Source organism: Colwellia sp. BRX8-4 (genome assembly GCF_014077345.1).
Lineage (GTDB): Bacteria > Pseudomonadota > Gammaproteobacteria > Enterobacterales > Alteromonadaceae > Colwellia_A.
In genome coordinates this window covers 192,602-216,499 of sequence record NZ_JACGVS010000002.1, presented here as the reverse complement: position 1 = coordinate 216,499, position 23,898 = coordinate 192,602, and the positions used below count along the sequence as shown (strand labels likewise).

Below are 23,898 nucleotides of genomic sequence, written 5' to 3'. Positions count from 1 at the left end.
GGTCTCAAGTTGAATTATCACCAGCACTCATCAATAATAATTGTTACCTATCATTATTTTTTTTGTTGGACATTAAGCGGCTGTTAAATTCTAATTCGCCCTAATTACCCATGAAGAATTGCCATTCTATTATTAAGTAGAATAAGTAAAGGAAAATCAATGAACAAAGATAATCTTGCTCACGCTCGCGCACACTATAACGTACGTCACTGGAGTCAGGGCTATTTCGGTATTAATGATGCTGGAAATGTATATGTCGCGCCAAAATTTGAGCGTCAGGATCACACAGTAGATTTAATCAATATCGCTAAAATGATTGAAGATAAAGGCTTAACACTGCCTGCATTAGTGCGTTTCCCGCAAATAATTCATCATCGCATTCACAGTCTATGTGAAGCTTTTAATAAGGCGATAGAAGACTATGATTACCAGGAAAAATATTTATTAGTTTATCCTATTAAAGTCAATCAACAGCGTGAAGTTGTTGATGAAATTTTGGCGAGCCAAAATAATAAAGAGTCCACTCAACTTGGCCTCGAAGCAGGCAGTAAAGCAGAATTATTAGCTGTTTTAGCTATGGCTCAAAAAGTTTCATCGGTTATTGTTTGTAACGGCTATAAAGACCGAGAATATGTGCGTTTAGCGTTAATTGGCGAAAAGTTAGGTCATAAAGTTCATATCGTTTTAGAAAAAATGTCTGAATTAGAAATGATTTTAACCGAAGCAAAGAAACTCAATGTTGAACCTCGCTTAGGGATCCGTGTTCGTTTAGCCTCTCAAGGCAAAGGGAAATGGCAAGCCAGTGGTGGTGAAAAGTCAAAGTTTGGTTTGTCAGCTTCGCAAGTACTTAACGTTGTAAAAGTCCTTAAAGCAGAAAACATGCTTGACGCCTTAAAACTTGTCCATTTTCACTTAGGCTCACAAATAGCCAATATAAGAGATGTAAGATTAGGTGTTAGTGAGGCGGCGCGTTTTTATTGCGAGCTGCGCAACCTAGGCGCAGGTATTTTATGCATGGATGTTGGTGGCGGTTTGGCCATTGACTATGATGGTACACGAAGCCAATCCCATAACTCAATGAACTACAGTGTTGCTGAGTACGCTAATAACATCGTCCATACTATTGGTGATATTTGTAAAAGTTATCATCAACCTATGCCAATGATTATTTCGGAATCAGGCAGAGCATTAACCGCACATCATGCGGTACTTATTTCTAATGTTATTGGCACTGAGTCTTACGAACCTGAAAATATCATAGCGCCTACGCCTGATGAATCTATTTTATTAAGTAATATGTGGCGTTCGTTAGCGCAACTAAATGATCGTAATGATGATCGCGCCTTAATTGAAATTTATCATGACACCCAAAGTGATTTAGCTGAAGTACACAACCAGTTTTCGATGGGATTATTAAATTTAACCCAACGCGCTTGGGCTGAACAAATTAATTTACGTGTTTGTTATGAATTAAATCAATTAATGGATGGTAAAAATCGTTTTCATCGCCCAATAATGGATGATTTAACAGAGAAACTTGCTGATAAATTTTTTGTTAATTTTTCTTTATTTCAATCATTACCCGATGCATGGGGAATTGATCAGGTTTTTCCTGTTTTACCTTTAAGTAACTTAGAAAAATCACATGAAAAACGAGCGGTATTATTAGATATCACTTGTGATTCCGATGGCACTATTGACCATTATGTTGACGGACAGGGTATTGAAAGCACATTACCGGTGCCAGCATGGACAGAAGATGAGCCTTATTTACTTGGCTTTTTCTTAGTGGGTGCTTATCAAGAAATTTTGGGTGATATGCATAATTTATTCGGTGATACTCACAGTGCGGTAGTATTCATCAATGACGACGGTGAAGCAGAAATCACTGAAATTAATGAAGGCGATACGGTAGAAGATATGCTGAATTATGTACATTTAGATGCCGAATTATTTAAAAAAACCTATGCCGAGCTTATCGATGCTAGATTATCAAAAAGCGAAGGTGAAGAAATTTTTAAAGAGTTAGTTGATGGCTTACAAGGCTACACCTACCTTGAAGATTTGTAGAGATTAAGCACAATGAAAAATATTTTCAATCAAGTTGATGAGTCAATTTACTCAAATGCAATGACGTTCTTACGTCAGCCTTTAGTGCAAAATCCCATTGAGTCGGCTGCTGATATTGTTGTTTTAGGCTTACCCTATGACATGGCTACCACCGGGCGCTCAGGCGCTCGAATGGGCCCCACTGCGATTAGGCAAGCTTCAATTAATTTGGCTTGGGAAGGTAAGCGATTTCCTTGGCCTTTTAGCTTATTAAAACACTGTAAAATTATTGATGCTGGCGACTTGGTTTTTTCTCCTGGAGACTCTGCACATTTTTGTACGCAAGTTGAAACGGCTGTAGGTCAGTTACTTGATGCAGACAAAACCATTTTATCGCTAGGCGGCGATCATTTTGTTACGTTGCCGATACTGCGTGCTTATGCGAAAAAATTTGGCACTATGGCACTGATACATTTCGATGCGCATACTGATACTTATTGCAATGGTAGCTGTTATGACCATGGCACTATGTTTTATCATGCGCCTAAAGAAAATCTCATAGATAAAGATAAATCTATTCAGGTCGGTATTCGCACCAATTACAAAGAGCAAGACCATGGTTTTTCTGTCATTAATGCCATGCAAGCTAATGATATGAGTGTCAGTGAGATCACCGCATTAATTAAAGCTAGAGTTGGCGATACACCAACTTACTTAACCTTTGATATTGATTGTTTAGATCCCGCCTTTGCTCCTGGTACAGGTACGCCAGTATGTGGTGGTTTAACCACAGATAAAGTGTTGAAGATATTGAGAGGTTTAGTGGGTATTAATCTGATTGGCATGGACGTAGTGGAAGTCGCTCCTTCTTATGATCACAGTGAAGTTACTGCATTAGCCGCTGCAACAATAGCGTTAGAGTTGGCACATATTTGGACCGCTAAGCATAAGCTTGTATAACAAAGCAGGTCAGTTATTTTCACTCAATAACTTACCTGCTGACTAACTTAAAACCCACATTAAAAAAGTAAATATTAACAATAAAAATTGGCGAGTTAACTCGCCAAACTTTTCAACTCTTGAACAAGAAACAAAACAATCTCAATACCAATTAACACGATAATAATCCATTCTAAAAATGATGAATGTTGATGCTTTTGTTCAGCCGCTAACATTTCAAATAGTTCATGAATGGTCGAGAGCTTTTTAGATAATAATTCCACGCGTTGATGAATATCCATATAACGCGCCATACGTTCGTAAGTCGCTTCATATTCAGGGTATTCCCAAATAAAATCTGGGGTATCAAGTAATCCATAATGTAAAATAATATCGCTTTTAGTACTCAGTAGCGTACCTCTAATTTTAGCGATTTCTTTTTGGCTAATTGATATTTTACCTAATTTAGCCAATTCTTCAGGAATATGAGAATAATCCATTATTTTATTTTGCGCTTGAAGTTCAAATTCCATCAACTTGTTAGATTGCGCTAACGCATGGCTTATCGCCAGACGTGTCAACGGATCGTTATCAGGTAGTACTATGGTATCTTTTTTAATGATCAGTTCATTAGAAAAAGTAAAGCGTAAATGTTCTTCAATATTTTCAATGTAAGGGGTGTTATCACTCTTAAGTCGGTTGATTAATACTTGACGTTCACCTGCGGCTACCGCCCAAAAAACCACTACACCATAGTCAAATATCCAATACTCTCCCGTTGCCACGATTATTTGTACAGCGTCTCTATAACGAGTACCGCCTTCAAAAAAGCGTTTATCTATATTCGATTTTTCTGATAAAAAATTATCGCCAAAATTATAAACTGATAATTTATCGTCGCTAAAAATGACTTCATTACCTGCCATTAAGTTACTCATGATTGCTCTTATAAGTGGTTGTCTGATTTTTATTCGATTTAAAATACATTAAAAAATTTAGTCACTAGTGATCAACAAAAAAGTTTTATTGATGAACACTAACTAAATTTGCTAGATTCTGCGCCATTAATAGAAATACTCAATATCAATTTTTTAATCAGTCTGATAAAAAAATTGATATCGTTTAGTTGTTTACCGGCGCATATAATGGCGATAAACTTGCTCTATTTGAGTTAATATTTTTAGCTTTAAAAATAAAATAGGACTTAAACTAAGCGGAAGACACAAGCGAAATGAATATCTGCTGGGAGTTTTGCAAGAATGGTTAAAAGATGTAGTGATTTTTTAATTTGTAAAAAGAGGATGTTCTTTGTAGGTTAAATTAACAGCAACAACTTGGTTGCTACTGCACGTTATAATAAATTAAATGTCAGCGTTTACTTGCAGCGAAAGTAACTAGAAAAAGTATTAGTCTTTAATTTATTTAAGCCTTCCTCTAGTGCCTCTGATTTCATTTTTGCTCATTTTTTTTAAAATTTCGTTTTCAATATCAATTCCTTGCCAATGGGAAATATCTAGCACTCTTAGGATAATATCGGCAAGCTCTTCGCCAAAGGCATCACTAGGTTTTTCGTGCCGACATTCATTAATAGCCTCACCGACTTCTGATGCAACAAGGGCTAATGCTTCTAGCGTTGTTTTATTATGCCAACCCATTTTTTCTACCCAAAGATAGTTCTTCTCTGCTATTTCGTTAATCTTCATTTTTTTCACTTATTTTTTTAAATTTGTCTTTTATCGTACATATTTAGTACTTACAGTTGCCAACTCGCATCTGGTCGCCAATTGTTGACCCATGCTGGCACATCATGCGCTGGCATAGGTTTGGCTATGCCATAACCTTGTGCCAAATTACAGCCTAGTTGCAACAGCGCCTTACCATGTTCAATCGTTTCAACACCTTCAGCAATAACTTCACGTTTGAATGATTTAGCCAAGGCGATAACACCTTCAACAATGGCAAAATCATCGGTATCGATCAGCATATCTCGAACAAAGCTTTGATCTATCTTAATTAAGTTTGCGGGTAACCGTCTCAAGTAAGTTAAGGAGGAATACCCCGTGCCAAAATCATCTAAGGCAAAGCTTACGCCTAATGCGATACACTCCAGCATGGTTGTTGAGACATGATGAACATCATCTAAGGCACTGGTTTCCAGTACCTCGAGTTCTAAATAACAAGGTTTAACATTAGGGTGCGCTGCTAGTAAAGTTGTTAATCGCTGAGTAAAGTCAGGCTGTTGTAATTGAACCGCGGCAATATTTACGCTAATGCTAACTGGAAGGTCGAGACCCAATTTTTGCCATTGGCTTATTTGTGTTAGTGCGGTATCAATAACCCATTCGCCCATTTCGATACTCATCGGATTATTTTCAATAATAGGCAAAAAGTCGATGGGATTTAATAACCCTCTGCAAGGGTGTTGCCAGCGGATAAGGGCTTCAACACCAATCACTTTCCCTGTTTTCATATTAACCTTGGGCTGATAATAAAGCACAAATTGCTGGTTATCGAGTGCACTGCGAATGGCCTCAAGGCTTTCCTGTTGTGTTTTAACCGCATCATCTTGCGCAGTATCAAATAAGTGATAACGATTTTTACCTGATTCTTTAGCCACATACATGGCTTGGTCAGCATGGCGCATAAGTTGGTCAGCATCAACGCTGTCTTGTGGATAAAGTGTTACACCGATACTGGTTGATACATTTAACACGATGTTACTAACGGTCACTGGCTCAGATGCGGCTAATAACAAGCGATCTAATATCGGCTCACAGTCTTCAACCTTTGTTAAATTAGTTAATACCGCAACAAATTCATCACCACCGATACGGGCTAAAGTATCACCTTCGCGAAGTGCCGTTTTCATTCGTATGGAAATTTCAACCAGCAGTTCATCACCCACATCATGACCATGCTCATCATTAACAAGTTTAAAGCCATCTAAATCTAAAAAGACCACGGCGAGTGTTTGCATATTGCGGCTACACTGCAACATAGATTGAGATAATCGGTCAGCCAGTAGCACCCGATTCGGTAAGTTAGTCAGTACGTCATAATGGGCAATATGCTCTAACTGAGTTTGATGTTCTTTCATTGGAGTGATGTCAGTAAATAAGCCAACATAGTTACTTATTTGACCATCAACATCTTTAACTGAACTAATATTAAGCATTTCAGCATGAATTTCACCGTTTTTACGACTGTTCCATATTTCACCAGACCACGCCCCTTTACTCTGCAGCACTTGCAAAATCTCGCTATAAAACTCGGCAGGGTGTATTCCTGATTGTAAAAAATTCGGCTTCTGTCCAATCGCCTCAACAGCGCTATAACCAGTTGAAGTGACAAAGGTATTATTGACATTAATAATGATCCCTTTGGCGTCGGTTATCATGATGCCTTCACCGGCATGAGTAAAAACACTGGCAGCGAGTTTTAATTCTTCTTCGGCTAGTTTTCGTTTGGTAATATCATTAATGACACCGACGATAAAATAGTCACCTTTACCATCTATGAAGCGATTCTTTCTAGTTAATATAACTCTAGTTTCTGAGCCATTAATCGTCAGGGTTTCTTCACTTAAAATCGCTTCCCCTTTATCCAGTACTAACCTATCAATTGCTAAAAAATGATCACGCTCGCTTGGAGGTACTGTTTCAGCGAGTGTTTTTCCGATGATTTCGTTTCTAGTTAAGTTAAAAACCTGGCAAAAAGCATCATTAACGAGTAACAATCGACATTCATTATCCTTTACGAATATAGGATCGTCGTGATTATTAAAAACCACATCGAGATACATCTCTATATCATGTGAATTTACTTCGAATTGATCTAACGCAGTAGTATTTTGATCCTGTTCAGACACCATTTAACATAGTTCCTTGTTGAGCAATTCAAGCAAAAGGTATTCAATAACACTACCGGAAGTTGCAAGTAATACACTTTACTATACGTTTATTTTAAATCGATATTGGAGACTTCGCCTGCCCAAATATTGCACTTGAGACTCTTTAGGCAACCTTGATTGTTTCAAGGCAAAGTGTTTTAAATATAAGGTTAGGCTAAAGGGATGTCAAGTGCGCAGATACTCGCCAGTTTATTGACTGGCCAGCGGGCGATCCCTTAGAAAAGTAAGAATTGTTTTATTAAAATATAATTATTTTAATAAAACAGAGAATAATTCGAGCTATTTTATTAGCTTTACTTATAACCTTGTTCGGCTATTAACAAGCTTAAAGGCTTAATACCCAAATTCACATCATAAAAAAACACTGATGATTACCATCAGTGTTTTTTATAAAACGTTAACAACCTAAACAATCATTACGCTTATTGCTTAAGGCGTCGTACTGCTAATCCCATTATACCTAAGGCAAAAATAGCTAAACTGGTCGGCTCTGGTACTTTATTCATTACGACATTATCCATAACACCATAAAGATTACTGGTACTTAACATCGAGATGCTAATTTTATCGACCATAATACCCTTCAAATTAATCGCTTCTTTAGTTGATAACTGACCATTCCATTGTGAGGTAGTCGTTTTATAGTTGTCCTCTGCTTGAAGTACGTTACCTAGCCACCCCGTCACAATGACATAGTCCCCCTGATTATAGAATGAACCAATATCAAGCTTTTCAAAAGTAAATAAGCCGTTAGTTGAGAAAAACCAATTTGATGGTAGTAATGTTGAGCCACCATCAGAAAAAGCGGTATTACCGCTATTAAACCCTGGGTCTACAATCTTAGTATCTGGCCCATTAGCACTAATATTAAAACCGTTTTCGCTACCTTGACTAAAATCACTTTCAGGGAAGCTTTCAAAATCGATAGTAATTAGTGATGCCGATGCGACATTAACTAAACAACTACACGCGAAGATAAAACTTGTGACACTGGCTGTTATAAATTTAGTTTTCATTTGATATTCCTATTTATTCTCAAAAAATAATATTAATGAGTAATGCTAAAAAAGATAATTCATCAATGTTTTGCGCTAATAAAAAGCTAATCTGATACTGGTATATATTGTAATAATAGTGGGTAATTAAAGCCTATCTGATGCTACCCGATAGGCTTTATTTGCCTTGATACTCAGTCTATAGGTAGTTATTAAAAAAACGTGTCGCGGCTACTGCGTAATCAGCGCGGCTAACTGGTGTTTTACCGTTAAAGGTCGCCGTTATAGTAGGGACTAAATCATAAGCACCCTGTTGAACGTCAAAGCTTGCGCCTAATATTCCTAAGTCTAAGGCTAATTGTACGTAACCTTTCATTGCTTGTGGAATATCAGTTTGGTCTGCTATCGCTATACGTTGCTCGCCATAAATAGCAGTAATATCACCAGTAAAGCTTTCTGCAGTCGATTGTAAAGCCAATGACTGTACAAAAGAATAAGCTAACTCATTGCGATTAACTAAGCCTTGTGGATTAAAATTATCACCATTAGTCAACATTACTGCATGTTGATCTTGTGCACCATTTCGTAAAGCGGCACCCTTTTCACCAGCCGCGTTAATAGCAGCAGTGTAAGTAGTATTTTCTGTGACATCAGCAAATGTGCTTGTTGCTGCCAAATTTGATTGACGAATACCGGCACCTAAGCTTAAAAAATCAGCTAGGTCTTCACGGGTAAGGTAATTATCTGGTTCGAAACCTAACGCATTTGCATCGACTAATTCTTCACTAACTGCGAATTCAATAAACGCTTTAGCAGGGTGGTTAGTCAAATCATCAAGACCAAGATAACCATCAGTTTTTATAATCTTAACCGTTACGTCAATATCACCAGGTACCGCATAACCATTGGTTAATCCAGCAGGGTCAAGCGCAACACCAGAAAGACTACCAATACCGCCTGCTTTAAGTATCCATTTACCCGCTTCCGCTGGTGCTGTCACTGCAATGTTTTGACCTAAAACAGGTAAAGCAATACTTGACCCGTAACGTTTGCCCGAAGGACTAGTCAAGGTAAGGGCTACCGTATTATCATCAACATTTGCTCGAACCATCACCATAGAAGCTTCGGCATTGACGGTCAAAACAACACCTTCATTATCACCAACAGGACTAAACGGCACAGACATATCATCTTCTGACTGTACTGAGGTTAACGCTTTAGCATTAAAATCACGGTTGATTTTAGTTGTTTTGCCAAAAGATAAATCTTCATCGACAATTGATTGTACTGCCGCGTAGGCATTGACATAACCGGCGCCAGCTTCCCATGTTTCTCGGCCAGGCATATTGGTTGCTGTTTTTTGTAGTATTGACTTCACTTCACGCCACGTTAAGTCAGGGTTAGCTTCTAACATTAAGGCAACGATACCAGCAACATGTGGCGCTGACATTGATGTACCACTCATAGAAGTATAATAAGGTACGTGATTTGCGTCCATCACGTCGCTATCATCGGCAATGCTCAAGGCACTTAAGCTAGATAATGAAGCGCGGGTTGAAATAATATCAACACCCGGCGCAGTTACAGTAGGACGGTCTTCCCACTGAAAAAGCTCGCCATCAACCGTAACTTCGCCACTCTTACCTTTAACACCACGTGAACTAAAGTCAGCTAATTTACCGTCTTTATCACCCGCTGCTACGGTAATGACCCAAGGTGCTTTTTTGAAGTTACCGGTGATTGTCGCTTCGCCGCTTCCTGAGTTACCCGCAGAGAAAACGACAATAATACCCGCATCTGATAATGTTTTAGTGACAACATTGGTTGGATGATCAGGGTTAAAGTCAGTACCTGTATCACTTGTACTACCAAAGGAGTTTGAAATAACGCGAATATTATAAGCATATTGATGCGTCTTAGCGTAATCAAAACCACCGATAGTGTCTAAAATAAATAAACCAGCACCTGAGCCATAACCAACAATTTTTGCGCCAGGAGCAACACCTTGATATTTACCACTCGACATCGCACCGTTGCCGCCAATAATACCCGCAACATGAGAACCATGACCACCAGCAATATCACTGTTCGCGATATCTTCTTGGTAAGTTATGGGTAAAATATCTGATAACGAATGTAGGTTAGTTTGTGCCAATACGTTTTGAACAACGTGGTTAGGAAACTTAATGTCGCTGTGCGTGCCATCGACACCCGAGTCATTAACCACAACCCCGATACCACGTCCAGAATATGGCATACCGTTACTACGTAAAGAGCTGTCATCACGTAAGCGGTCAACACCGGTAATTTGTGTTGCTCTATCATTTTCTAATGATAATGGCGCGTTGTAGTAAACAGAGCGTACTTTATTTGATTTATAAATAGCTTCTATTTGCGCCTTTGTTGCCGTTATACCGACAATAGGAAACTGCTTAAAGCTTACGCCACCAATAACACCCGTTGATTCAATAACGTTTAGCTGTTGTGCATTAATAGCTCCTTTACCTTCGAAAGTAACGATGACGTTAAAAACCTCATGTACTTCAGCAGTCGCCATCAAACCTTTCAGTTCAGGTCCGATAGATTTAGCAGCAATATTTAGCGACATAAAAGTTAAGCCTGCACCGATAAGGCCAGCGATTAATATTTTATTTTTTAATTGTGTTTTTAGCATTGGAATAAACCTTATATGTTTTGATACATCGAGCATGCCAAACATTAAGGTTTAAAATAATCAGGTAAAACCCCTACAAGGAAGAGGTTAATATACCTTGTTTATAGCAGTAGGTTGTTTTTGGCCGCATAACGGACCAATTCAGCAGCGTTGGCAACGCTCAATTTATCTAGCACTTTACCGCGATGGTTTTCTGCTGTTTTAACACTTATATCTAATGAACGAGCAATTTCTTTGGTAGTTTTACCTTCAATGATTAAATGAAAGACTTCACGTTCACGATTAGTCAGGTTTTTGTAGGGATCTTGCCAATTTTCTGCCGGCTTATTGTATTGTGATGCCAACACACTTGCCGCGTATTGGCTGTAATAGGTTTTCCCCGCAGCTAATGCTTTTACCGCATCGATGAGTTCGTCACTCGCACTGTCTTTTAATAAGTAACCAGAAGCACCCGCTCTAACCATATGAATGACATACTCTTGTTCTTCATGCATAGTTAGCACTAACACTTTTGTGTCTGGCAGTTGGCCATTTAAGCGTTTAACCGCTTCCATACCGTTCAATCCTGGCATGCTAATATCGATAACGATAACGGTGGGTTTTAATTCCAGCGCTTTACTCACAGCTTCAAGTCCATCTGCTGCTTCAGCAACCACTTGAATATCATTATCTTTACTTAATAAACTGACCAGTCCATGACGTAAGATAGTATGATCATCTGCAATAAGAACACGGATCATCGGCCATTCCTCCCCGTTACCAATATTTTTATTTCACAGCCTTGTCCTGGCTGCGAATTTATTGTTAATTGACCACCGAAGGCACTTATTCTATCGCGCATTGCGCCTAAGCCAAAGCCCTCAGGACTAGATTCTTGATCAGCTTTCATTCCAATACCGTCATCTTTTATTTTAATCATTAAAAGATTATCAGTTGCAATTAAATTGAGAATAATATTTTGTGCTTGTGCATGCTTAATCGCGTTGGTCAGCGCTTCTTGTATTACTCGAAACGCTAGGGTTTGAGTATCACTATCTAAAATACTGTCAACTTGATGATGAAATTCAATTGTCGCTTTTTCGGGTTCCGCCATAATACGCACTAACCAATCAAGGGCTGGAATAAGCCCAAGATCATCTAAAATTCTTGGGCGCATTAAGCGAGAAATCACGCGAGTGTCTGATAAGGCTTGACGTGCAAGATCTATACTCTCATCAAGCGCTATACTCGCGTCTCCTTTTTTAACTTGCTGCAGCTGATTTATCAAAGCCGTAAGCAGTTGTCCTACTCCGTCATGTAATTCTCGAGCGATATGCTTGCGTTCATCTTCTTGTACTCGCCAAACGCGTTTTGCCAAACCACGCATTTGCTCATTACCCGAATAAAGCTGTTGTGATATTTGTTTTTGCTTTTCATTAAGTTGGTCAACCATTTTAGCAATATTGGCATTATTGGTCATGGCGTGATAACTCCATTAATGAATCATTTAATTCAAAATAATCTTGAGTTTCTATGAATTTACCAGAAAATTCTGGAGGTAAATTAGCCTTAAGATGCATCAGCTTTTTAGTCACTTTTTTATAATATTTTGTTGGGTCTTGTTGATTGACAATCGCCAATTGGGCACGCAGACGATCAAATTGAAAGCTGCGCCAATAATCGCCCATTTTTCTTAATAAAATATCGGCTGACCTTAGTGTGGCTTTTAAATCAAGCCAAGCTCCTGAAAAATATTGCTGTACGGCTAAAAGCTCTAAATATTCAATATACTGATATTGTTGCAAGCTAAAATCAACGTTAGCCAGTGGTGTCAAATAAGCACTGATATCTTTGTTACCTTGATGTAAAGACTGTTTTGCCTGATAAATTAATTGGCGAATATAAATAGATTGATGGGCATGATCTAAAACCCTATTATTTTTATTTTCCATAACAGCTGTAGATAAATTCCCTACCGTCTGACTTTTTAAGAACTGAAATTTACTCATATGTTCTTTATTGCCATGACGCGAAACTATATCGTTTATATTGGCTAAGTGCTTAGCAGCTTGCTCTTGGTCGCCAAGCTGCAATGACCAATCGGCTAACCATAGACCAAATTCAGCCATAGCTCGTACGTCATTAGCTTTAACCGCCGCTTGATAAGTTAACGTTAACTCTTCAATGCTCGCATAAAAATTACCTTGTAAAAAAGCGAGTTTTGTTAGGTAACTACGCGAAACGATCGACTCTTCGGTAATATTGAGTTTTTCAGCATCGGTTAAAGTGTTGTTAAAAAGGTGATAGGCATTGCGCCAGTTTCCCTTAGCGAGTTCCATCTGCCCTAAGTTTTGTCGTACATGGATAATGCCAATAGGAAACTGTACTTGCTGATATAACTGCTCTGATTGACGCCAATAAACCAAGGCATGTTCTGGGTCAAGCAGCATAAAATAAGTGAAGCCAATATTATTCATACTCTCTGCTTGGAGCATTAAGTTATTGAGTTCAACTCGAATATTTAACGCATGGCGATAATTTTCCAAGGCCGTTTGATACGAAGCTTGCTCTTCAGCCAATTTTCCTAACTCATTATAAGTATTCGAAAGACCCTCTTGATCGTCTAACTTCTGATAGATAGCTAAACTTTCTGTTAGGTATTGTTCAGTCTGCTGGTATTCGCCAACCGCTAAATGCATAGCGGCTAAGTTAGTCATAGTGGTCGCTGCATCGGCTAAGTTAGTTAGTTGTCTTCTAATTTTTAACGATTGTTGATAATAATCAAAGGCAAGCTCTGTTTCTCCTAACTGTTCATAAACAACACCAAAGGCATTTAGCGCCTCACCTTCTTGAACACGGTTTTTTAGTTTTTTAGCGGTGACTAGTGCCTTAACAAAATATTCATTTAACGCTTTTTCAAAATCACCTTGTAAAAATGCCACTCTTCCTAACATAAACCATGCACTAGGATGGTTTGGATCAATTTTTACCACTTCTTGTAATAAGACTTCCATTTTTTTATGTTGTTCAATTAAAAAATAGAACTCTGATAGCATCATCTTAAGTTCAGTGTTGTAAGGAAAGGCATTCACTAAGCTTAAATAATCGGCTTGAGCTTGTTCGATTTTACCCGCTAAATCATTTAAGCGTGCACTCGCTAGTTTCGCCGTATAAGAATTAGTGGCGCTAAATGCTATCGCTTGGCTATAAGCCTGTTCGGCTTCCATGAATAAACCTATCGTCAGGTTTAATTCACCTTGTTGCAGCCAAGCTTGCGCAGAAGCAGGTTCTCTCGCTAATATTTGGCTTAACGCTTGCTGCGCCTGCTCAAAGTCACCCTTTAAAATAAGTGTTTTAATAGGAAATAAATCAACCAAAGGGTTTTCTTCAATCTCAATGGTTTTTTCGGCATTCACTTCTATGTCTAAACGCTGCCTAAATTTATCGACAAAATGTCGAGTCACTTCTTGCCAATCTTTCTCGTTATAAGGGGCTTTTATTAAGGTTTCGCGTTGAATGTTAAAACCATCGACAGAAACCAACTGAAACTGAATATCTTTAGCCTCAGAACCGGCAATAAATGTTTGTGGGCTAATGAGCACGTCAATCTGCAGTAAGTCTGAGATCAACTCCATATTAGCGTCATCAATGGGAGGCGTAATACCCAGTTGCGCTAATAGCTGGCTTAATCTCGATTGTTCAATCACCCGTAAATTCTTAATATCGGTTAATTGGTAATTCAAATAGTTAGCAAAAGTTTGATCAAATTCGCCCTCTTGTGTCTGCAAAGGCAATATCGCCACCGCGTAATGATCGACTGCATTGGCTTTAATGGGTGTTTGACGACTCAGAAACAAAACCACTGCGATGGTAAAAAATACCATCATCGACATAACCGTCACTATTAACCGTTTTTTGCTGATAGGTTTATTATCTTTTTCTGCTAATAAACTAATATATTGATTCTGCGCTTGGCTAATATTAGTGGGTCGGGATGCGGGATGCGGAGAAATGAGTGCCAATGACCATGACTTTAGAAAGTTAAACTCTTCTTTAACAGCCTTAAATTTAGGTTTATCTAACAACTTAGTCTGTAAAATTTCATCAATCGAATGGCCACTAAATGGTAAACCGTGACAACATAATTGAAAGATCACTACACCTGCGGCATACAAATCAGTGGTTAAGTTTATTTTACCGGTTTGTAAATACTCAGGTGGCGCATAATAAGGTGTCCCTGAAACACGGTCAGCGTTACTTTCTTTATTAAAAGCAGACAAGCCAAAATCGGCAATAAAGAGCCGACCTGACTCATCTAACATGATATTTTCAGGCTTAATATCTTTATGAGTAACGCCCGCTTTTTCAGCAAAGGCTAAGCCATCTAATAATTGCTCAATAATTTGAAAAGTTTGTTCCGTTGTGAGTGATTTCGATGCGATAGCTTCTTCTAGGCTGCTACCCGAAATCCAATCCATGGTTAAGAAGTGAACATCTTCATCTTGGTAGTATTCATGAACGCGGATAATATTGGGGTGACTTAATTGACGAACCAATAATAATTCTTTTTTAAAATCAGCAATGGTTTGCTTATCTTGACTCAGCGATTTATTGAGGACTTTGATGGCGATAAGGGTATCGAGCTGCTTATCATAGGCGCGGTAAACAAAACCATAACGGCCTTGTCCTTGCAGACTTTCAATTTCAAAACGACCAACAAGACACTCTCCAGCAGCAAGCGTCTTAGACAAGGGTATTATTTGAGTCGCATTTAGCTGATCATCATCGCTATGTGTTAACTTGGGTGATTTTAAATCGCTCATACAGCCTTTTTACTAATGATATAGTATTAGTGGCACAAATTAAGCAAACTACAGTCTTTATCGCTAGATGTCCATATCGAGTTCTCATTAAGAATTAGTTGCAATGAATCAATAGATTGTTGCAGCAACATCGCCTGAACGGTTGCTTCGAGTTGTTGGCTCATACTGCTTAAAATTTCTATATCCAACTCGGTTAGCACTTTATCAGACATTTTGCTGTCGGTATAAACAATTCCCACCACTTTATGCTCATAAAACAGTGGAATGCAGGCTAAAGCAGCAATTTGTTTCAGTTCGATGCTTTTACGAGCACTTAACAGTTCATGGCATGAAACATCCATGGCAACTACGTTTTGTCCGCTTTCAAAACAACGTGTTATCGCGCCAACACTGCCTTCAAAATCTGATAGTTTAAAATCATTTCGCTGCATACCATGGGCAATACTGACATTAAGTGAAGCTAACGTATCGCCAAGTAAGACGATACCGCGTTGAGTGCCCGTTAACATAATAATATTTTGCAATTGTTCAGAGAGATTTTGTTTTAAATGCTCGGTCAACGGTATTGAAGTAGGTGTTTGGCTACTCGATAAGCGCCATGCATTGTGGGTAATTATTGCATCAACTTGTTTTGACGACTTAGTTTCAAAAAGGCAATCGAGTTCGCCAATAGAAATAATCGCGTCATCTTTTAAAGTGGAATGGGTAATTGCTATACCATTAACTTTAGTGCCATTACGGCTGCGCTCATCATCAAGTTGCCAAATTTCGTTTAAATGGGCAACTTTAGCATGCTGACGAGAAACGGTTGGGTGATCAAGCAACAACTCACATTCGTGAGAACGTCCTAAACGGTAACCATTATCTTCATAAAGAAAACTTTCTATCGCTGGTTGGTCCGGATAACAAATCGTAATTTTAGCTGGCATAAGATCACCCTTAATTGAACACTATTTTGTCGATACTATTTGATTAATCGCAAGCTGAATCGTAAGGTGTTGGCATAAGCCATAAGCTCGCCAGCAACATTATGAATATCTCGACTTGAACGCCAAACATCAGGAATATTTATGCCTTTATTATCATTAATACGGCGATTAAAGTCATTGAGCTTACTACTCGCCATATGGTAATTGTTCGACAAAATAAGTTGATTAATTTCATTTACATCTTGCAGTAACATAGAATAAACCGCTGCATTTATTTTGGGTGAAAAATCATTGAGTGCAGTTTGTAAATCGTTAAACTTTTGGTTGACAACAACTAACGGAGCCCGTAAGTCGGCAACAATAATAAATTGTGAGAAACGCCCTGTTGAACCACGTGTTCTATAGCTACCTGCCCCCATAGTCATGGTGATATCTTTAAACTCACCATTAAGTGGCGCTTTAAAGAATCGCAGCGGTGTACCTGCGGTATATTCTAAATTATGCGTGTGTAAATCAACCGAAGCTAAGCCTGAAAATGAAAAGCCACTGTTCGCCAAAGGCTCAATGGTGATCATCATTGGAAATGCTGCAGAGGGAGTGATATTTAAACCATCGGGTAAACGGTCAATAAAATCTAATGAGGTAACGTCAATAATTTCTGCCGTTAGTCCTAAACTCTCTTTCGTTAAACCAACCGCATTTTCAAATTGTAGAGTCATATCGGCAGAAATGTTGCCCGGTAAATGAATAACAGCCTCGACCTTATTACCTTGTACGTTGACTGACACCGATTCAGAAGCGAATGAGATTGTACTGACCAACATAGCTGTTGATGTTAGTACTAAAGTAAGTAGCTTTTTTATATGCAACATATTTTGTCCTCTGGGTAGTAACCTGACAATGTCATCAAATTATTTTTACACTGTTCTAGCTAGAACCTACGTTGATCTACGTCAATTAGCAAGTTCTATGGTGCTTTTACTAATAACAAAACCAAGCCTAGTCAGGTTGATTTTGTTATCAATGTTAATTATATAAATGTTAAGTGTTAACAGTTATTTACGTAAGTATCCATCATATAATCGACTAATGATAATGGCATAGTCTCCACGCTTAACAACGCTGGCTGGTTCAAAGTAAGCAACAACGGTTGGCGATAGGTCATAAGGTCCTTGTTCAATAGCGAAACGAACCCCGATTAATGACATATCTATTGCAGCCTGCACATAACCTTTTAGCGCTTCATTAATATCGCTTGAGTCCTTAACAGCAATACGTTCACCGTTATATTCGACGGTTATATCACCACTAAAGTCTTTAACTTGTCTTTCTAATCCGAGTGCCTGTACCAGTGAATAAGCTAACTCTTGTTTATTCACCTTAGCGTGTGGTTGAAAACTATCACCATTAGAGATCATCACAGGTGCTTGGTTTTGTACTCGATCTTTAAGCGCTGAGCCAGTTTCTGTGACGGCATCAACAAAGGGGGCGTGTTTTGCGTTAACATCTGTAAAGACGGTTTTATTATCATTTAAGAAGCCACGGTGCTGCCTAATTGACATACCCATGACTAAATATTGCGCCAGCTCTTTACGTCTTAACTTAGCATCAGGACGATAAGATTGATCGTTTTTACTATCAACTAAACGCTCACTGACCGCAAATTCAATTGCTTTTTCTGCACGATGTCCGGCAATGTCGCTTAGGCCTTCGTAGCCACCTGAGGTTAAAATTGAAATATCACCTTCGATATATTCAGGAATACCAGGACCATTAGTGGTACCTGTTGGATCAGCTTGTACACCTGATAAAGAAGTGATGCCAAAGGCAGATAATTTCCATTCTCCGGTTTGTGCTGGTGCAGAAACTCGCATGGTGCTACTTAGCACAGGCGTTGTTAAGTTACCAAAATAGACGGTACCGTCTGGAGCTTCCAATTTAAGTTTAACCAGATTGGCCAATGTTTCAGAGGAAGCACTTATCCATGCGGCATCATCTTGAACGTTAAACAGATGGACTTCAGGTTCACCTACTGGGGTAAATAAAACGCTAAATGGCTCAGGTGCTTCATCATCAATAATAATCGCATTGGCATTAAAGGTATTGAGATTGTTCACCGTTACACTGTTTTGTTCGTTATAACCTAGGGCTCCAGCAACTGCTGCATATGCATTGACATGACCCGCGCCAACTTCCCAAGATTGGTAACCTGGCATATTAGTAGCTGTTTCTTGAAGAATAGTTTTTATTTGTAGATTGGTTAAATTGGGATTAGCTTCCCACATCAAGGCAATAATACCGGCAACATGAGGCGCGGCCATCGAAGTGCCTGAAATTCTTGTGTAAAATGGTAAGTATTCGTTTTCAATCACACCAATATCATCGGCACCGCCATTAGAAGCGATATTGGTTTTAGCACGTGTCGAAATAATATCAACACCTGGGGCAACAATAGTCACTTCATTGGTATAAGTCCAAGCTGAACCGTCTGGCATAGTAAAATCACCGTTTTCACCACGTTTACCACGCGATGAAAAATCGATTAAATCGCCTTGTTTGGTACTTGCACCAACAGAGATACCCCATGGGATTTGAGCATATGGATTATGCGTGTCTTCGCCTGAACCACTATTACCGGCAGCAAATACCGACATAATGCCCATTCTGTGCGCTTTATAAGACGCTAAAGATATTGGACCTGCAGAGTCATATTTACCACTAGAGCCCCAAGAGTTACTCATCACTCGAATGGGAGAGTTAAAATCCCAAACGTGGGTAATAGCATAATCATAGCCGCCCAGCGCATCTAAAATAGAAAGACCCGCGCCAGAGCCATAACCAATAATATCAGCGCCAGGTGCTGCACCTTGGTATTTGCCGCCAGAGTGAGTCCCCCAACCGCCGACAGTACCGGCACAATGTGTACCATGACCAACATTTAAGTCAGTGTTACGTTGACCTTCTAGCCACATACCGTCAAAACCGGTTAAAGAAAGCGCTTGAGCATGGGTAACGCCTTGCACATTTTCAATCACTTTAACGCCATATTCTAAATCATCTAATGTTGCATCAATGCCTGAATCATTAACAATAACGGTAACGCCCTTACCCGTGTATTTCATGCCATTGTTGCTGTCGAATGCGCTAGATTGTAGTTTTTCTACACCTGTTATCTGACGTGCTTCAGCATTATAATATTCTAATGAACGGTTAGCGAATATCGAACGAACACCTGGCATTGCCGCTAAGTGATTAATCTGATTAGCGTTTGCCATCACACCTACGATAGGTAATGATTTAAACTGTACACCTTGAGTTAAACCAAGGTTTAATAAGCTTTGCAACTGGGTAGTTGTTAATGCATCAAGTTGATCATAGGAAACGACAACCATAGCGCTGTCTGTTACTGTCATACTTTGTAATTGTTGCTCTAATTGAGAGCCAATGACTGCAGCTGCGGTTGCACTAAGACTGATACCTGCGATTGACATGGTTAATGCCATGTTCTTTATTATTGTCTTCATACTTTATATCTACCCGTCTTTAAAAGTGTATTTTATTTACGCTATTATTTGACAAGATTTTGGCAAATAAGACCATCAGGAACAGCCCCTACTTTATGCGGGGGAAAACCCCTAGTTGTGAATTTTCCAGATAAGTCATTAAGGAGATTTAAGCGGCGTTCTGTTTTAGCACAGCCAATTTTTCACCCTCTTAATTCATACGCTAATAACTGGCTTTTGTACTTTTAGACAGCAAGCCACTATATCTTAAATAACATCACCTGAGACTTAATCAAGCGGACAGTTCCGTCACCATTTTTCTGGTGACCTAAGCTCAAATCAACACCATTGTTGACTCAACCATAAAGCGCTCATCTAACTAATCTCTCTCAACAACAATGGTTTTATTGACTCCTTTTTAAAGGTGTCTGCTAAATATAAGTGCTCATTAATGATGCATTGTTTACTGACTCTTTTTTTGCACTCTATTTGTGCGTATTCGTCATTGTCTTGTGCACCAAAAATTATCAACACAATAAAAATAACAATAAAGTCTTTTAAAACAATATGATAGATAAAGTAATAATGATGGCACTACCTTTGCTCTACGTAACTCAATCAATGATGAGTATTAAATAAACCTGCTTATTTAATTGACTCAATTTTAGGAGTGGTACATGAGCGGTCAAGAAGGTCTCAATATATTTTCATTCAAAGGTAAGATGAAAGCATTACATATGAGTTGGATAGCGTTTTTCATTACGTTTGCTGTTTGGTTTAACTTTGCTCCCTTGGTGTCAGTTATTGCTGATTCATTAGGGCTAACAAAAGCTGAAATAAAAACATTAATGTTATTAAACGTAGCGTTAACCATTCCAGCGCGTGTTGTCATTGGTATGCTTACCGATAAATACGGTCCGCGCTTAACATTCGCGGTTTTGCTTGGTGTGTGTAGTATCCCTTGTTTTATGTTTGCGCTTGCAGATACGTTTGAACAAGCGGCACTTTCGCGCTTCTTAATAGGTTTTATTGGTGCGGGTTTTGTTATTGGAATCCGTATGGTTTCTGAATGGTTCCCCGCTAACGAATTAGGGACGGCTGAAGGCATTTATGGGGGTTGGGGTAACTTTGGTTCAGCCGCTGCTGCCATGTCACTACCTACACTAGCGTTAGCCTTTGGTGGTGAAGATGGCTGGAGATACGCCGTTGCTTTTACCGGTGTATTAAGCTTGGTTTTCAGTGTTGTCTGGTATCAAAACGTAACGGATACACCTAAGGGTTCAACGTATTTCAAGCCTAAACAAACAGGTGCAATGGAAGTGACCTCAACGGGCGACTTCTTCTTATTACTCATTATGAAAATTCCTATGTATGGCGCTTTAGCTTTACTCACCTGGAAATTATCACCTGCCGGTGTCAGTTTATTAACAGAACAAAGTGCCGTCATTGCCTACATTAGCTTAGTGGTTTTGTTTGCCATTGAATTAAAACAAACCATTAAAGTAAACGGTCACTTATTTTCAAAACCGGTCGAAGAAATTCATCGTTACGAATTCAAGCAAGTGGCTGTGTTAAATGTGCTTTATTTTGCAACTTTCGGTTCTGAGTTGGCCGTTGTTTCGATGTTACCATTATTCTTCGCTGAAACATTCGAATTAAGCATGGTGTACGCAGCGATGTTAGCCTCTACTTATGCATTTATGAATTTAATGTCTCGTCCTGGTGGTGGTTGGTTATCAGACAAGTTTGGCCGAAAGAAAACCTTATTAATTTTAACAGCAGGTTTAGCTGCGGGTTATTTTGCCATGTCGGAAATCACCGGAGAATGGCCATTAGCCCTAGCAGTAGTAACAGCTATGGCTTGTTCTTTTTTCGTGCAAGCGGGTGAAGGAGCTGTATTTGCAGCAGTCCCCTTAATTAAACGTCGTTTAACGGGACAAATTGCCGGTATGACAGGCGCTTACGGTAACGTGGGTGCGGTGGTTTACTTAACCGTATTAACTATGGTTGATTACTCGACTTTCTTTATGGTGATTGCCGCTACCGCTGTGGTAGGCTTTATTACATTACTCTTTATGGTAGAGCCAAAAGGCACAATGACTGAGGTACGTGAAGATGGCACAGTTGAATTAATTAATGTCGGTCACTAAGCTAACATGAGTGTTATCAATACAGAGAAGCAAACGCTCCAAAGCACGGTTGTAGATTTACAACTATGCTTTGGTGGTTTTTCTCATAAAGGTTTAAAGGCAGAAAACCAAGACGCTTTTGCTGCTATTGTGCCAAAAAAACTTGAATTACGCGCTAAAGGCGCGGTTGTGGCTATCGCAGATGGAGTATCGAGCGCAAGTAAAGCCGCTGAAGCTTCACAACTTGCGGTCACTCAATTTATTCAAGAGTATCTTGCTACGCCCGAAACATGGTCTACACAGAAATCTGCCGCTAAAGTATTAAGCAGTTTAAATAACTGGTTGTATTCACAAAGCGGATTTGTTGATGCTCTAGTTAATCAAGACTCGCCTCAATGGCTAACGACTTTTTCAGCGCTTATTGCTAAATCAAACACCGGTTATATTTTTCATGTTGGCGATACCCGTATAACAAAATATCGCCAGCAACAATTAGAAATTATAACCCGTGATCATAATCGTAAACAAATAGGGCAACAGGATTTATTAACACGCGCATTAGGTGCTGATAGCCATTTAGAAGTTGATGTTTATCAAGTCGATTTACAGGCAGGAGATTTATTCATGCTAAGTTGTGATGGTATTCATGACTTTGTTAGTAAAGCTGCTTTTAAAACACTCTTTGATTCATTGCCGTTATCACCCAATAAGTCTGACTTAGAAGCTCTTTCTGAAAAAATTGTTGCCACCGCACTTGAGCGCGGTAGTCATGACAATGTGACCTGCTTACTGGTTTATATTGACGCGATACCGAATCGGAAACTGGCAGAAATTGAACGCGACCTAAGTTCAAAAGCGATCCCTCCAGCATTAAAAGTTGGGCAGAAACTTGATGATTATCTCGTTAAAAAAATAATACACGCCAGTATTCGTTCACACTTGTATTTAGTCGTCGATGTTAAAACAGATAAGCCTTATGTGTTAAAAGCACCCTCTGCTAACTTTTCAGATGACGCCTTTTATTTACAAGGTTTTATGCGGGAAGCTTGGGTGGGAGAACGCATTAAACACGTTAATGTCATGCGTGTATTATCCGCTAAAAAAGACAGCCAGTTTTTATACCATGTATGTGAATACATTAAAGGGCAAACCCTGGGTGAATGGTTACATGACAACCCTAAACCTAGCATTGCGCAGGTCCGCGATATAATGAAACAAGTGATCGGCGCATTACGATCATTTCAACGTTTAGATTTAGTTCACCGCGACTTAAAGCCCGACAATATTATGATCGATGAATATGGTCAAATTAAATTGATTGATTACGGCACCGTATTTGTCGCTTCACTTGATGAAAACCAAGAAACAATAAAAGAACAAGTACCACACGGTTCATTAAATTATATTGCACCTGAAACCTTATTGCATATGCAAGCTGATTATCAAAGTGACCTATTCTCATTGGGGGTTATTTGTTATGAAATGTTATCTGGTGAACTTCCTTACAAACCAATGCAACGTGCTGAAGTCACTATTAAAAATTATAACGATATGCAATATCGCAGCATTAAACAGTTTCGACCAGAGTTACCCTTGTGGTTAGATTTAAGCCTTCAAAAAGCAACGGCTGCAGACCCAAAACAGCGCTATAGAGCCTTTTCAGAATTTTTTAGTGATTTAAATAAACCGAGTTCATCTGCCGTTGAAGAATACAAAAACCAACCCTTGTTAAAGCGTGATCCTATCTTTTTTTGGCAATTAGTATCAACCTTATTGTTTATTGCCTTGATGGTATCTTTAGTTAATTAACCCGTTATCCCTTTACTTCTTCCCCTTTGCACTTATCACTCATTATTATGATGCACACCTCTGGTGCGTTGATGCCTTCACTGCAGTGCAAAATCGCTGTTACAACTCACACCCAAACCACTATCTAATTGAATTTATTAAAAAAACTACTTGGTTCGT

The 23,898-nt window shown here is 38.9% G+C and carries 15 protein-coding genes; 4 read left to right on the top strand and 11 right to left on the bottom strand.

Going from position 1 to position 23,898, the window contains the following annotated elements; translation table 11 throughout:
- The first annotated feature begins 159 nt into the window (after window positions 1–159).
- Both speA and speB read left to right on the top strand, forming a co-directional pair.
- Window positions 160–2,070: a biosynthetic arginine decarboxylase gene (speA, locus tag H4J56_RS02730; protein ID WP_182213454.1), complete on the top strand. Its 1,911-nt coding sequence runs from the start codon at window positions 160–162 to the stop codon at window positions 2,068–2,070.
- A gap of 12 nt (window positions 2,071–2,082) precedes the next feature.
- Window positions 2,083–3,009 (top strand): agmatinase, encoded by a 927-nt coding sequence (gene speB, locus H4J56_RS02725; RefSeq protein ID WP_182221093.1) that lies wholly within the window; start codon window positions 2,083–2,085, stop codon window positions 3,007–3,009.
- Between the two features lie 95 nt (window positions 3,010–3,104).
- Here speB and H4J56_RS02720 read toward each other — a convergent pair whose 3' ends face one another.
- The 11 genes from H4J56_RS02720 to H4J56_RS02670 all read right to left on the bottom strand — a co-directional run bounded on the left by H4J56_RS02720 (window position 3,105) and on the right by H4J56_RS02670 (window position 19,822).
- Entirely contained in the window at window positions 3,105–3,926 is an 822-nt protein-coding gene (locus H4J56_RS02720) for an RMD1 family protein (protein WP_259366312.1), read from the bottom strand.
- 480 nt (window positions 3,927–4,406) lie between these two features.
- The gene (locus H4J56_RS02715) at window positions 4,407–4,691 is read right to left on the bottom strand and encodes a MazG nucleotide pyrophosphohydrolase domain-containing protein (protein WP_070374689.1); all 285 of its coding nucleotides are present in this window, start codon (window positions 4,689–4,691) and stop codon (window positions 4,407–4,409) included.
- A 50-nt stretch (window positions 4,692–4,741) separates the two neighbouring features.
- Window positions 4,742–6,859: a bifunctional diguanylate cyclase/phosphodiesterase gene (locus tag H4J56_RS02710; RefSeq protein ID WP_182258816.1), complete on the bottom strand. Its 2,118-nt coding sequence runs from the start codon at window positions 6,857–6,859 to the stop codon at window positions 4,742–4,744.
- Window positions 6,860–7,320: 461 nt separating this feature from the next.
- Window positions 7,321–7,914, bottom strand: coding sequence for a PEP-CTERM sorting domain-containing protein (locus H4J56_RS02705; protein ID WP_182221095.1), 594 nt, complete (start codon window positions 7,912–7,914; stop codon window positions 7,321–7,323).
- A 178-nt stretch (window positions 7,915–8,092) separates the two neighbouring features.
- Window positions 8,093–10,567, bottom strand: coding sequence for a S8 family serine peptidase (locus H4J56_RS02700; RefSeq protein WP_182258815.1), 2,475 nt, complete (start codon window positions 10,565–10,567; stop codon window positions 8,093–8,095).
- A gap of 101 nt (window positions 10,568–10,668) precedes the next feature.
- The gene (locus tag H4J56_RS02695) at window positions 10,669–11,307 is read right to left on the bottom strand and encodes a response regulator transcription factor (RefSeq protein ID WP_182213428.1); all 639 of its coding nucleotides are present in this window, start codon (window positions 11,305–11,307) and stop codon (window positions 10,669–10,671) included.
- Window positions 11,304–12,026, bottom strand: coding sequence for a sensor histidine kinase (locus tag H4J56_RS02690; protein ID WP_182221097.1), 723 nt, complete (start codon window positions 12,024–12,026; stop codon window positions 11,304–11,306). The genes H4J56_RS02695 and H4J56_RS02690 overlap by 4 nt, the downstream gene beginning before the upstream one ends.
- A complete protein-coding gene (locus tag H4J56_RS02685) occupies window positions 12,016–15,369 on the bottom strand; it encodes a serine/threonine-protein kinase (protein ID WP_182258814.1) in 3,354 nt (1,117 codons plus the stop codon). The genes H4J56_RS02690 and H4J56_RS02685 overlap by 11 nt, the downstream gene beginning before the upstream one ends.
- A gap of 26 nt (window positions 15,370–15,395) precedes the next feature.
- On the bottom strand, window positions 15,396–16,298 hold the full coding sequence (locus H4J56_RS02680) for an FHA domain-containing protein (protein WP_182221099.1): 903 nt from the start codon (window positions 16,296–16,298) through the stop codon (window positions 15,396–15,398).
- 35 nt (window positions 16,299–16,333) lie between these two features.
- Complete coding sequence (locus H4J56_RS02675; protein WP_182213421.1) at window positions 16,334–17,170, bottom strand: DUF6689 family protein; 837 nt, start codon at window positions 17,168–17,170, stop codon at window positions 16,334–16,336.
- Window positions 17,171–17,353: 183 nt separating this feature from the next.
- On the bottom strand, window positions 17,354–19,822 hold the full coding sequence (locus H4J56_RS02670; protein ID WP_182213419.1) for a S8 family serine peptidase: 2,469 nt from the start codon (window positions 19,820–19,822) through the stop codon (window positions 17,354–17,356).
- 656 nt (window positions 19,823–20,478) lie between these two features.
- Between H4J56_RS02670 and H4J56_RS02665 the strand changes: the two genes are divergently transcribed.
- Window positions 20,479–21,951 (top strand): NarK family nitrate/nitrite MFS transporter, encoded by a 1,473-nt coding sequence (locus H4J56_RS02665; RefSeq protein ID WP_182213418.1) that lies wholly within the window; start codon window positions 20,479–20,481, stop codon window positions 21,949–21,951.
- Between the two features lie 6 nt (window positions 21,952–21,957).
- Window positions 21,958–23,739: a bifunctional protein-serine/threonine kinase/phosphatase gene (locus tag H4J56_RS02660; protein ID WP_182213416.1), complete on the top strand. Its 1,782-nt coding sequence runs from the start codon at window positions 21,958–21,960 to the stop codon at window positions 23,737–23,739.
- Window positions 23,740–23,898: the final 159 nt, after the last annotated feature.